Origin of the sequence: Pseudoalteromonas peptidolytica, assembly GCF_012641745.1 — a bacterium.
Lineage (GTDB): Bacteria > Pseudomonadota > Gammaproteobacteria > Enterobacterales > Alteromonadaceae > Pseudoalteromonas > Pseudoalteromonas peptidolytica.
The window spans coordinates 95,199-107,200 of record NZ_WEHZ01000015.1; the positions used below are offsets into that span (position 1 = coordinate 95,199).

Below are 12,002 nucleotides of genomic sequence, written 5' to 3' on the forward strand. Positions count from 1 at the left end.
AAACGCAAGACGCGTGACTACAAGTATATTGAAAATCGCACATTGCTTGTGAGTACATTAAGTACACACGCAGAGCCGTTTTAGTTAAGAATCAAATTGTCCAATACTGGTGTAATGTCAAATACCTGCTCAACAGCAGGGTTACCAATATAAAATTCATCAGACGGAAACTCAAAAGCTTGATATGCAACGTTAGACACTGTCGCTAGTAGGCTTGCCTGGATCTCATTTTCTGGTAGCCATTTGTTATAGGTTAATATACCTGCATCATTCGCTACACCAACAATTGCCACACTCACATTGTAATTGAACTCATCAATGTTCATCCCTAGCGTATCTGCACTCGTGACAAGTAAATAGGCTACTTTGGCACTCTCCTTTAACGGCAGAGCATCGCGTAACCCATTAGCAGTGTTCAAAGCCAATGTTTCAAATGCTCTAACGTGGGTGTCTTTTAGAAGACTGTTTAGGCTTGTTCGCTTGCCTCGACCATTAGTTATGCTGGACTTGCTGTACCTTATTGTCATACAACACTCACTCCCTAATAAAACGTACATTTCTTTATAGGCGCCTTAGATTGCCTAGTATTACAACGACTAACATTTCCCCGCGCTATAAAACATTACACTCAAAGTGTGATTGATTCAAGCTCAATCTGTTGCGTCATATACAATTCTTCACTTATCGATCTGAAAACATGTTTTAGCACACTTTTTGTTAGAGTTGTGTTGATATATAGCAAATGTAGGCGAATAAAAGCATTTGACGCAATTCACATTTTAGATAAATTACCATGCCTATTATCCAGTTTTATATAATTATAAATCTTGATAAATGTATTTAAAGTGCTATTAATTCAAGGTGTTATTTTTCAAACCAGCAAAACGGAAATAAAAAAAACCTTACTAATGAATGATTTAATATTATTAAAATCATACTTAAAGCTGAATTAGAGCGACGCACTCTATGGCGTTTCAACTGTAACGGCTGTATGATTGCAGCAGCTTTTTGCACTTTAAGTGTTAAGCAATGTTTTTCGTTCGGAGCCACTAAAGTTGACAGAACTATACTATAAAGATCACCAAAATCTGGGGTTAAAAAGCCCAAATGGACCGTCAGCCCGCCTCAATGAAATGTTGGATAAGAATAAGAAACGATGGAAAGAGCCCGGCCACGGCAGAACTTCTGTGGTTAGAGATGCTGCTGATATATCCTTCTCAGCCGCTGCAAAGTGGCTAAAAGAGGATGTTTTGCCTCGAAAAGCTGAAGATAGAGTGCATTTTGCTCAGATCTTACAAGTAGATCTACTGTATTGGGAATATGGTGAGCGAAGAAAAGTTGAACGAAAACCGGTGGATATTTTGAAGTTTAGTGTCGTAACGCACCAAATGATGTCCAAATTAGGGCTTTCTCACAATGAGATAAAAACCGAGCAGCTGATATTGATTCAGGAAATCGCACTTGCATTCTCAGATAGATGTGGAGATGCCTACCCAGATGAACATATCATAGAGCGACTTTTCAAGTTAGCAATCGGAAATAATTAATCAATACATAAATATTGTACAATATCAGAGTTTGGCTGACCCAATTCTCTTATTTTCCTGTTACAACTTGTATTGTACAATTACAACTTCATCGCTGTTAAATATTAAGCCCCTTGGCTTTTTGATAACGGCCACTAACACACTTTAGTAAGCGCGGGTGTAACATCAGCGTCAGAAACTCACTCATTAGTGAGCTTCAATTATAGTGTCTTTACAATCAATTGGAGTACTTGGTATGTATCTTGAAGAGTTAATTGACTACGTCATGATCGAAACCGGTGGATTCATTATGGGCGACTTAGAAATGACCCAAATTGACAAGCATCAATTTCACCTCATCGTGAAGCGTGCCTTGGGTATTTACAACAAATATTGCCCGCAATCAAAACGCCTTATCGTTGACTGTGACAAGACATATGACTTTACTACGTCACCTTTGGGCAGGCCAAACTGGGTTTCTAATGTTACTCCATTAGACCATGAGAGCGCCATAGCAGAGTTAGTTTATGGCCGCTCAATCATCAATAAGCCTCCGGTTTGGGAATACCAAGAGCCAACCCTTTTTATAGCCGGTTCAGCAGGAAAATACGACGTAACAGCACTCTATTTTCATGACATTACTGATATCATGTTTGATGAAAACAATCGAGTAACGACATGCAATTTACCTTCGATTTCCTATGACGATGTTTTATTTTTAGACCTACTAGTAAGCTACTCTTTACTTGCCATTGGCCGCTCTAGGCGCGCCTTTACATTGCAAGACTTTCCCGTCTCAATGGACGGAAAGTTACTCGTATATGAGGGACGGTTGATGCTAAAAAACACGAAGCGTAGACTACAAGAGCAATCTCGCTGGCATCATGCGATTGGGTGAGTAAGCGTAAATACCAAGACCTTGTTTCTCTGTGGTAATTTGATAATATGCTTGAAAATTGTACCTATCAACGTGTTTTTGACTAAGACAATTTTGTATCGCCAACTTGAGACTGGAAGTATGAGACACTGAACTATGACATATAATGATTATGATTGGTCTATTGTGCCCTTAGAACCTGTTCCCCTTACTATGGGCCACATTAACTTATTAAATTTAGCTAGGCATCAAGCAGATAATACGCTGATTATTTTACGCCACCATAATAGCACCGCTTCCCCAAAGCATTTATGGACACAAGCTCAAAGCCAAGAAATGATCGAGCGATGGTGCGCCTCTCAAGTTTATGTACCAGCTTTAAAGTTCGTTCAGCCAGATGCACAAAGTAGCAATAGCGATTGCATTGAACTCATTCAGTCAAACACCAGTGGGAAAAAGGTATTGCTAACATCAAGCCTGAGTGCATGCGGTAAATTTAGTGAATATCAGCAAAATGGAATTGACTGTCGCTTTGTGACCCCAGCGAAAGACAAAGCAGGCGCAATCATCGACTCCTCAACAGTATTGCACGCTTTTTTAGGTGAGCCGTCATTGATTAACTTACAGTATGAGCTAAAACAATGCTTAGATCTGGGAATTTTGCATTATTCAACATACCAGTGGCTGTGGCGTTACGCACTGAACATACAACAAAATACGAATACCAGAATGGCGAGTTAACGATGGATCAGCTCACAAACAGAGGTAAACAAGGTGCCTGTAGGTATTACGTGGCTCGGACATCCGTGTTGCAAGCGCTGAGTGATTGTGCGCCTTTACTAAAACAGCATGAGTTCGAATTAATTGACACATTATACAATAGAATCATGAACTTATTTGATACAGACCAATATGCCTTATATGAACAGGTTGCAAATATATTGTCAGTAAAGAAAAACACCTCTATTACAGCATATCTAAAAGAAGCAATAGAGGCGACAGTCGTTAGCTTTACACATAAAAACTGACAGCCTGGTGAAGCAATTACCTTTTGCAATAAAAATGGCAATAGGTGTTTAACAGCGATGATAAGCTGTTCAGTGACAAAGACTCTTGGTATACTCTATTGTACAACTGAGACTACACCGACACCAAGCGGTGAATAATGAGAACTATGGGGCCTGTATGATGTCCACACGTGAAACATGCAATACACAACTTTGCGCTTTACCCGTCCATTTTGCGGACCTCTATGTGTTAGCTTGTCAAAGCAGCCTATATAGCGAGTAAACTATGTCAGGTATGTCGTTTAACCGCAGTGGCTACAAATCACACGTCAATATGTTAAAAGATGTGGTGATTGACATGGTCGAGTCTGGAAAATTTCAGTCAGTCTCGATACAGCAGCTGGATAATGATCAAATCATTCACCCCAAATTACTTGAAGATGACGCCCCATTCTCGTGCTTACTTGAAGTACTGCCTGAGGGTAACGCCATGCTGGCTGGCAACCAGTATAGTTGGCGCGTTATGTTTAAAGTTAGTTGGAATGAAGCCAGATTATATGTGGCGCCAAAGTTACAACTCCCCGACACCGCAATGCTCACAGAGGTACAAGGTCAGTTTGAACGGTTAGTGGGTTGGGATCATGTTGGTGTCATCGGGTCTGATATTGGTAACTCAGGGATCCCATTTGTTGATAGAACGTACCTGAGAAAAGCAGCTCCAGCGTATCCAATGGGGTATATACTTACGTTAACCGAGCGCGGCTTTGTATTTTTTTCATACGAAGAAACTTTTGATGATGCAACGCAAATAAACAGTAATAATGCAAGCTGGTTTAGTTGGCTTTGTGTACAACGCCCTGTTGATCCAGAATCGGGCGAGCCGCTGGTAAGTGAAATGTCGCCAGTATTCGCAGCATATGAAATAAAAAATGGTTTTGGTCATGTAAGAAACAAGTTTGTAGTACGTGAGGCCGACGTATACGTACCGACCAAAAGCCAACCGGCTTGGCGATTTAAGCACATGGACAATGCGATTTTGCCTCATCAAGACGCTGAAGTTAACTATTTTACTGATGATAATACCGCAAAAGTATTTTTTCCCCACAATTTGAATACGCGCCGTTATCGCTACAAACATGTCCTCGATCTGATTGCCTACAGTGAGGCTCGCTTATTTGGAAGTTTACAAAACGTTGAATTTTCTCAGGTATTTTACGAGAAGCAAAGTCGCCGTTTTAAAACAGTATTGAATCACGCCCAAGATTCGACCGGCACCATTATTCTGATTTATATCAATGGACCAGAGATAAAAGAGCATGTTCGCTCGGTGCATGATGAAAGTTACAACTGGTTATTGGCCACAGGATAGCAGCATGACAAACCATGAAACGTATTGCGATATAAAGGGCTGGTAAAATATATGTACCATCAGTTTAAACATGGCTTAGTGGACTTGGCACAAGTATTTGATTTCTTGATAGAATCAACAAGTATGTATTTCACTTATAAAAAAATGGAAAATGGCCGCGTACTTAACTTGATGCCGCGTGTCACACTTGATGCCAATGCAAAAGACCAGCCTTGGGTCGTGCGTTTTGAGCTGATTAACGACATAGCGCTGCGCATGAATATTGTGACGCCCATGCAGTTAGACCCTGACGGCTCTCTATATAATAGAAACCTAGGTAGCCTTAATACAAAAGACACAAGTTATGCTGTTGGCTATTGGCATCAAAGGGAAGGACTTAAAGGTGATGCTAAGTATTCACGGCCTTTTTCTGTGCTTTTCACTGCCGATTCTCATGGCTTTGCTTTTGCAATTTGGGAGCATGCGGTCGTTAACAGTTTAAACCGTCAACTATCTTGGCTAGTCGTACAAAAGCCTGTTGAATGGCAAAATGGCATTGCTATTCCAACTGAGCATAACCCGGTGATTGCATTAAGCGGTATATTCAACCGCTATGAGTCAAGCGTTGAACAGATGCTCGTACGTGAGCGCGACATTCCAGTCCCCGCGCCTGCACAAACAGCGATTTCAGATCAATACAATCGTTACAGCGCAATGCATACAGTGAAATTAAAAGAAATTTCAGAAAGTAGGGATTACTTTATTCAATTTCCTAATAATTTCTCAACTGAACGATTTAGCTATGATGGTGTATTCGATATGATTGGCTTTGCCAATACGGATTTAGTCAGCGCCAATGCCACTCTACCTCTTGAGGTATTTGGTGAGCGCAGGAACTATCACACCATGGTAAGTACATTAGCCGATAATAACGGCGTCAGCGTTATGTTTCGCATTACATAATGCGCTACATATTGAGATTTTGTGAAACACAGTAGTGAAACACCTTAATTATTGTACGATCGAAGCGTTTTAAATTGTACAATAGTTAGAACCGCACTTTGCAGAGGCAAAGTAGGCATTAATGAGACCAGTTTGCATTGGCCCCAGACTATCCGGAGAAATTTATGGGTTTTGTCAAAAAAGCGGAGTTTGCGCCTTATTCAGTCGAGCGTGGTGGATACACGACGTTAAAAAGCCTGATCACAGCCGTAGTCCGAGATTTAGTGAATTATTATGAGCATCCAACTGCTGCCGATGAAGCACAGAATGCGTTTGAACTTTTATATCCCGCAGATAACCCAGATTTGGGTGATCCGGAGTCAATTGATAGCGACGTATTTGTTGTACAAGCGACGGGGTTTGTCGATCCTTTAGCTGGCGCGGATCCAACTTTTAAGGCACAAGGTACTGAGATCATCCCTCAGCCTTGGATTATTCGTTTCGATACTGGTGTTGGCAAACAATGCACCCCAGCACATAACAATCGCCGTGAAGACCGCGACAACGATGCGCCTGAAGTTGGTAACTTACATATCAATATTTCTACTCCACTACAGTTGTACAAACCTGCAAGTGGAGACTGGCAAATGTACGACTATACGCCACCTAACCGCGGTACAGGTGACGAACCCATTGTCGTTGGCACTTTGGGCTTCTTGGGCGAACGTGTTCCCGTTGTAGACAAGCAAGTTGCTTGGTGTGACCCAAATGATAAGCTGCGCCTAGAGATTGAAGACAAAGGCTTTTTCTGTCGTCGCCCGCTTTACAATATTAAAACAGAATTTGAAACTAAGTACCCTGACACAGCTCAGGTAAACATCGCAGGCACGCCTAATATTCCAATGTCATATGCCCTGTCCGTTAGTGAGCATGGTATTGCATTGGCTATTTGGGAAGAAGCGACAGATCAATATGATGCAAAAGGCCACCGCCACAGCTGGTTTGTTTGCCAACGCCTCGTAGACAAAGAAAGCGGCACACCACTTGTAAATCAAGCCGATTCACACTGCCCACTAGCGTGTTTGTATGGTATTCAAAACCAAACTCAAAATATTAAACGTTATTTTGTGGTTCGAGAATCAGATGTGCACCGTCCATCTGAGGACTTAGATGCAACCAAAAACACCCAAGACAGTGTTGCACTTATCAATCCTAACGAACAAATCTCTGTCACAGAAAACTACGAATATGTCGTATCCGTACCAAGTGGGATCAACACCCAACGTTATTTGTATCTTGAAGAGATGGACATGATCAGTTACTGCTCAGCCGATATTATTTCTCAAGACGGTATTGCTGAGTTGTCCATGTACGATGATGGCAGTAAAAAGCGATACAAAGGGTTGCGCTCCACGGGCAAATATAACACCGGCGTACGCATTCTCATGCGCTGGTACAACACGGCTATCACAACACAAGACAACGTGGGTCAGACCGACGTTGTGCCTGGCTCTAGCGCTGGCACTTACTAACAGGAGAGTTATCGATGCCACTTACAATAAATGGTGATATTTACACTTCGAATTTACCAGCGAGCTTGGCCAATGGTGGAGAGCATTTCGTCACGACCGTTACCCGTGATGGCTTCACTGATGTCCGTGAGCTTGTCAGCAACTGGTTACAAGTGATGGTCGAAAACGGCTATAAACGGATCACCCGCACCCCTATCGAGTTCGACCCAAATAATCCTCAGCCTATTATGGCTGTACTTGAGTCAACGACTGCGACAAATTCACTCAACGATGAAGAACCTTATCGCATCAGGGTATACGCAGATACACAATACACTTGTGAAATTCAAATGGCGACGCCACTACAACTGGGTGAGGACTTTGAGGAAGCCATTCCGAATTTGCGCGGCTACACTTGCGGTCATGTTGGTGAATCACCACACACTGTTCCGCACAATTACCGTGATGTGATCCCACTAAACAAATCATCGGCAGCTAACGCGACGACAAAGCCGCCGCAGCCAAGCCACGGCTTTAACGTATCAACGCTCTACTTTATTGACGTGCGCGAATTTGAGGGGATGCTTCGAGCTTACCCAATGTCATACCGACTATCCATCACAGATAGAGGGTTTTCTTTTGCGTACTGGGTAGAATCAGACGACCAATCAGCTGGAGACTCGCCAACACAAAGTTGGATGGTGCTACAAAGGCCTGTGGATCAAAAGTCTGGCAACAACTTGCAAGATGCAGATCCGCTGGGCTCTCGTAACCCCATTTTTTGCTTATACGGAATCTATAATAAATACATTTATGATAATTTTGGTACCACACAAGATGGTGAAATCTACACCATGGACATGGATGGACAGGTACCTTTAGGTAGAACGCAACCTGTATCTTTAAGCTCGCTACCGGGCATTATTCAAAAATTTACGGTACGAGAAAAAGACGTATTAAAGCCAACATACGCCGAAGATGCGACGCTGAACACCCGAGACTCAAATGCTTGGGTAAACGAAGTGCAGCAGCAAACTCGAGTTGAATATCGAGCGAGTTCAGAAGCAACAAACGCAGGCGCATTTACCTTAGCTGGTGCCAAATACGTTATCCTTTATCCTAATAGACTGAATACAAAGCGTTTTCGCTATCAGCATGACATGGATATGGTGGCATACACATCAGCCGACGTAATAGCACCACAGCTTACTATTAAAGTTAATGTGTATAACGAAGGTGATACAAGCGCCAAACGTTATCGCAAATATACCGCATTAACACCAAACAGCAGCCATAATACCAATATGACTGTATTAATGTTAACTGAAATAGATTGTGACGCCCCAGACACCGGGGAAAATCAGTAATTAAACAGCTTAATAATCGTTATTGAGCATTCGCCATTTTGTTCAAAACTGTTGTACAATACAAGCACACTGTACAACAGTTACAGAGCTAACTGTAATGGTGCTGAGACTAGAGACAGCGAGGAAAATGAGTCATGTCAGAATTTTCACCTTATTCCGTAACACGCGGAGGGTTCGCCACACCCCGGGAAATGTTCTTATCTATTGTACAAGACCTAACACGGGAAAATAGCAACCAAGTAAAAGCATTCGATATTGTGTATCCAAAGGATACTTCAGAGCTTGACTATCAAAACCCAGATAATCCAATCAATGATGTGATCATTGTGCAAGCAAGCAAACATGTCGATGCCTGTGCAGAAGATGAGTCAAATCCTCAGCCTTGGGTAGTTCGTTTTGACACACGTTCAGAAATTGGCCACGGCATGGGTCATATCAATGTGACTACACCACTGCAAATTGATATGGACAAAGATAAAGCTCCAGCCATTCCTTATATTCCGCCAAATACATCGTATGATGAGAGCAATATTTCTAATATCCAAACCCGAGGTACCTTAGGCTTTATTGGTAATCGCGTACATGATGGTAATGGCGCTGTACCACAGTCAAACCGTTATGGCTTTATTAACCGTGCGATTTATCATACCAAAATAAAAGAAGACCACAGAAAGGATCCATATGGTAACTTAATGTGGATGTTGATTAACAAGTCGAGCAAGAGCGAAGAACCAACTTTTGGAAGCCGTAATAAAATTCCACGCGGTGCATTCGACGATAGCAACCGAATACTATATCGCTATCGACTGGAGTGGTATGAGTTAATGAACCCAGAGGGTGTTAATCTCAATGCAGTAGCTCCTAGTTTTTCCACGAGCACATCACCACAACCTCACATTAGCGCGAATGGAAGTCGTTTAGATGGATTTGAAAGCCCAGTTTATGAGCGTCGAGAATGTACCCTTTATTTCCGTGCTCCGGTAGGTAAAGACGCAACAAACTTGGATGGCGATACATTTATCACGACGAAAGTCGAAGGTGAAGTGCCTCCCAGTTTATTGAACCTAGCAATCGAAGACTCTAACCGCGATGAATTAGGTTTAGTTCAAGAGTTAGAGTTAACATTTCCTTTAACCAATCAACCGGAACTTGTCTATCACAAAATATCGGTCGAAAGAACAGGCTCTCCTAATTCGGGGGGTTACAGGTATAAGTCATCATGGATCGTTGATACGGAGCGTACTAACGATGTAGAAATCATTGCAGAAGCGCCGCAATCACTAGGTGACTCTAGCTTCGATGATGAAAATAATAAAGGCCTTGAATTCTATGACAACTTAAAATGGGATCTACGACCCATCACAGACCAATCGTTTGATGTGACTGGTGAGGCCATGGACCCTAAAGAAGGCGCTCGTAACGTTCCGATGTCTTATGCACTCACAGTGAGCGATCATGGTATTGTGCTGGCAACGTGGGACCAAGCAGTAGACCAATATGAAACAAATGATGGTCACCGTTTTAGCTGGTTTGCAACACAACGCTTGGTAGATAAAGACACCGGCACACCGTTAGTTGACCAATCAAAGAGCTTTTGCCCATTGTTCTGCATTTATGGTGTTTATCATGAGCGTGTTAGCACCAGTAATTACTTTATTGTACGAGAGTCTGACGTGCATCGCCCTTCTGAAGAACAAACGGCAGGCGATGATAGCCCAGATTCAAATGCCATCATCAATACCTACGAGCAAGTCGCTGTATCGGAAGATTATGAATACGTGATCACGGTACCTTCAGGCCTAACAACACAGCGCTACCTGTATTTAGAAGAAGCCGACCTTATTGGTTATACCTCAGCTGATGTTATTTCTAACGGCGCCCTATCAGAATTTAGCATGTACGATGAAGGAGTATGCTCTATACCAAACGAAGCACACGTAGATAGAGAGTCATGTATTCAAGGAAACGGTGTATGGGAAGAAACATCGCGTCTGTACAAGGGCTTGCCTGCAACAGGTAAGTTTAATACTGGTATGCGTGTTTTAATGCGTTGGTATGGCGGTCGCTTAGGCAACCTTAACAGCAAACAACAAAACTAATTTAGGAGAGGACGAGGATGGCTTTAAATACCCTTGTACAAAGTAATGTTAAGTATGGTTACAGCGACCTGCGTTTCGTTTTGTTTGAAATCGCAGAGTGGCTCAATACCGTTGGTTGGGAAATTAAATATCAATTTCCAAACGCAAAAGAAAAGTTTGATGCGCAAGGTGGCTACAGTTTTGTTGCTGTTCCTCGCGGTGATTCACAAAACATGTTTGATAGTGAACTTATCGCACTAAAAATGGCTACAAAAACCGTCAGTGGCTCAGAGTTTTCTTATCAAACAATTGAGGCGCATGTCACACCGCAACTACAGTGTGATTTTTCAAATGGCCAAGTGATCCAAGACGCACGAGGTGTGACTTCAGGTAACCTAGGTCCAGACTATGACTATACCTATACAGAAGCAGGTGTTGAACACCGTGCTAACACTGGGGATGGTCTATTTTTCGACACTAAAGTCGTCAAAGGTCGTCTAAAAGCACATCCAGTTTCGTGGCGCGCATCATCTACCGAACATGGATTATTTTTAGCTATTTGGCTAGAGGGTGACGAACACCGAGATCCGCCAACGCAAAGTTGGTTTGTGGTACAGCGCCCTGTAGACCAATCAGATGGTCAACCATTGAGAGAACCAGATGCGGATGGTAGCCGAAATCCAATTTTCTGTATGTATGGTATTTCTAACGAGAGTAATACTCGTTCAGCAGCCCACCAAGCTGCTTATGAGAAATATGCACAAGAAAATGGCATTCCATATACACAAACTTTGGGATCAACATCGTCTGGCCCGCAAAGCTCTATTACGCCCTCTCCAGATGCGACCAAACAGGGTGCCATCGCACTAAAACGCTTTGTGGTACGAGAAAAAGACGTCAATGCACCTGGTAAACAATACGATGCGTGGCGTAACGACCGTGATATGAACGCCATTATTAATCTACGTCAACAACAGGCGCGGATTGAAATGCGCGATATTGGCGTTGCAAGTATTGAAAAAGCAGGCTCTCGCTATGCAATCCTGTTCCCTTCAAAGCTGAACACGCCACGCTTTAGGTTTAAGCACGAGCTAGATATGGTTGCTTACACCTCAGCTGACGTCATTTCATCTGGGTTACCTGTAAATGTGCACGTGTATGGTGAAAAAGACCCTGAAACGCAAGAGAAGCTGTATCGAAGGTATATTGCTATTCAGCCAACAGGGCCATTTAATACCAACCTTATTATGCTTCACCTAATTAAGTCTGGTATTCCCGAGTCTGAAATTAAAAAATAATCGAGCACTTGTTTGAAGGGTGCAATGCCCTTCTTTTTGCTGTTTCTC

11 protein-coding genes are annotated in these 12,002 nt (G+C 42.5%); 10 read left to right on the plus strand and 1 reads right to left on the minus strand.

Translation table 11 applies throughout. The features are described from left to right. Positions 1-80: 80 nt before the first annotated feature. A complete protein-coding gene (locus F9Y84_RS11580) occupies positions 81-527 on the minus strand; it encodes a hypothetical protein (RefSeq protein WP_128730735.1) in 447 nt (148 codons plus the stop codon). 528 nt (positions 528-1,055) lie between these two features. Here F9Y84_RS11580 and F9Y84_RS11585 point away from each other — a divergent pair. The 10 genes from F9Y84_RS11585 to F9Y84_RS11630 all read left to right on the plus strand — a co-directional run bounded on the left by F9Y84_RS11585 (position 1,056) and on the right by F9Y84_RS11630 (position 11,954). Further along, the gene (locus F9Y84_RS11585) at positions 1,056-1,547 is read left to right on the plus strand and encodes a hypothetical protein (RefSeq protein ID WP_128730736.1); all 492 of its coding nucleotides are present in this window, start codon (positions 1,056-1,058) and stop codon (positions 1,545-1,547) included. Between the two features lie 205 nt (positions 1,548-1,752). Next, the gene (locus F9Y84_RS11590) at positions 1,753-2,424 is read left to right on the plus strand and encodes a hypothetical protein (protein WP_128730737.1); all 672 of its coding nucleotides are present in this window, start codon (positions 1,753-1,755) and stop codon (positions 2,422-2,424) included. A gap of 135 nt (positions 2,425-2,559) precedes the next feature. Continuing rightward, positions 2,560-3,144, plus strand: a complete 585-nt coding sequence (locus tag F9Y84_RS11595) for a nucleotidyl transferase family protein (protein WP_147388877.1) — start codon at positions 2,560-2,562, stop codon at positions 3,142-3,144. 2 nt (positions 3,145-3,146) lie between these two features. Then, positions 3,147-3,431, plus strand: coding sequence for a hypothetical protein (locus F9Y84_RS11600; protein WP_147388876.1), 285 nt, complete (start codon positions 3,147-3,149; stop codon positions 3,429-3,431). Positions 3,432-3,696: 265 nt separating this feature from the next. Further along, positions 3,697-4,779, plus strand: coding sequence for a hypothetical protein (locus F9Y84_RS11605; protein ID WP_125251902.1), 1,083 nt, complete (start codon positions 3,697-3,699; stop codon positions 4,777-4,779). 51 nt (positions 4,780-4,830) lie between these two features. Further along, on the plus strand, positions 4,831-5,721 hold the full coding sequence (locus F9Y84_RS11610) for a hypothetical protein (RefSeq protein WP_147388875.1): 891 nt from the start codon (positions 4,831-4,833) through the stop codon (positions 5,719-5,721). A 164-nt stretch (positions 5,722-5,885) separates the two neighbouring features. Next, complete coding sequence (locus F9Y84_RS11615) at positions 5,886-7,232, plus strand: hypothetical protein (protein ID WP_125251900.1); 1,347 nt, start codon at positions 5,886-5,888, stop codon at positions 7,230-7,232. A gap of 14 nt (positions 7,233-7,246) precedes the next feature. Further along, on the plus strand, positions 7,247-8,578 hold the full coding sequence (locus F9Y84_RS11620; RefSeq protein WP_125251899.1) for a hypothetical protein: 1,332 nt from the start codon (positions 7,247-7,249) through the stop codon (positions 8,576-8,578). A gap of 134 nt (positions 8,579-8,712) precedes the next feature. Continuing rightward, on the plus strand, positions 8,713-10,677 hold the full coding sequence (locus F9Y84_RS11625) for a hypothetical protein (protein WP_147388874.1): 1,965 nt from the start codon (positions 8,713-8,715) through the stop codon (positions 10,675-10,677). Positions 10,678-10,694: 17 nt separating this feature from the next. Then, positions 10,695-11,954 (plus strand): hypothetical protein, encoded by a 1,260-nt coding sequence (locus tag F9Y84_RS11630; protein WP_125251897.1) that lies wholly within the window; start codon positions 10,695-10,697, stop codon positions 11,952-11,954. Positions 11,955-12,002 lie beyond the last annotated feature (48 nt).

What these genes read in the sequence shown, in the direction of transcription:
- F9Y84_RS11580 (WP_128730735.1), bottom strand. Translation starts at nt 527, where the DNA reads ATGACAATAAGGTACAGCAAGTCCAGCATAACTAATGGTCGAGGCAAG.
- F9Y84_RS11595 (WP_147388877.1), top strand. Translation starts at nt 2,560, where the DNA reads ATGACATATAATGATTATGATTGGTCTATTGTGCCCTTAGAACCTGTT.
- F9Y84_RS11600 (WP_147388876.1), top strand. Translation starts at nt 3,147, where the DNA reads ATGGATCAGCTCACAAACAGAGGTAAACAAGGTGCCTGTAGGTATTAC.
- F9Y84_RS11605 (WP_125251902.1), top strand. Translation starts at nt 3,697, where the DNA reads ATGTCAGGTATGTCGTTTAACCGCAGTGGCTACAAATCACACGTCAAT.
- F9Y84_RS11610 (WP_147388875.1), top strand. Translation starts at nt 4,831, where the DNA reads ATGTACCATCAGTTTAAACATGGCTTAGTGGACTTGGCACAAGTATTT.
- F9Y84_RS11615 (WP_125251900.1), top strand. Translation starts at nt 5,886, where the DNA reads ATGGGTTTTGTCAAAAAAGCGGAGTTTGCGCCTTATTCAGTCGAGCGT.
- F9Y84_RS11620 (WP_125251899.1), top strand. Translation starts at nt 7,247, where the DNA reads ATGCCACTTACAATAAATGGTGATATTTACACTTCGAATTTACCAGCG.
- F9Y84_RS11625 (WP_147388874.1), top strand. Translation starts at nt 8,713, where the DNA reads ATGTCAGAATTTTCACCTTATTCCGTAACACGCGGAGGGTTCGCCACA.
- F9Y84_RS11630 (WP_125251897.1), top strand. Translation starts at nt 10,695, where the DNA reads ATGGCTTTAAATACCCTTGTACAAAGTAATGTTAAGTATGGTTACAGC.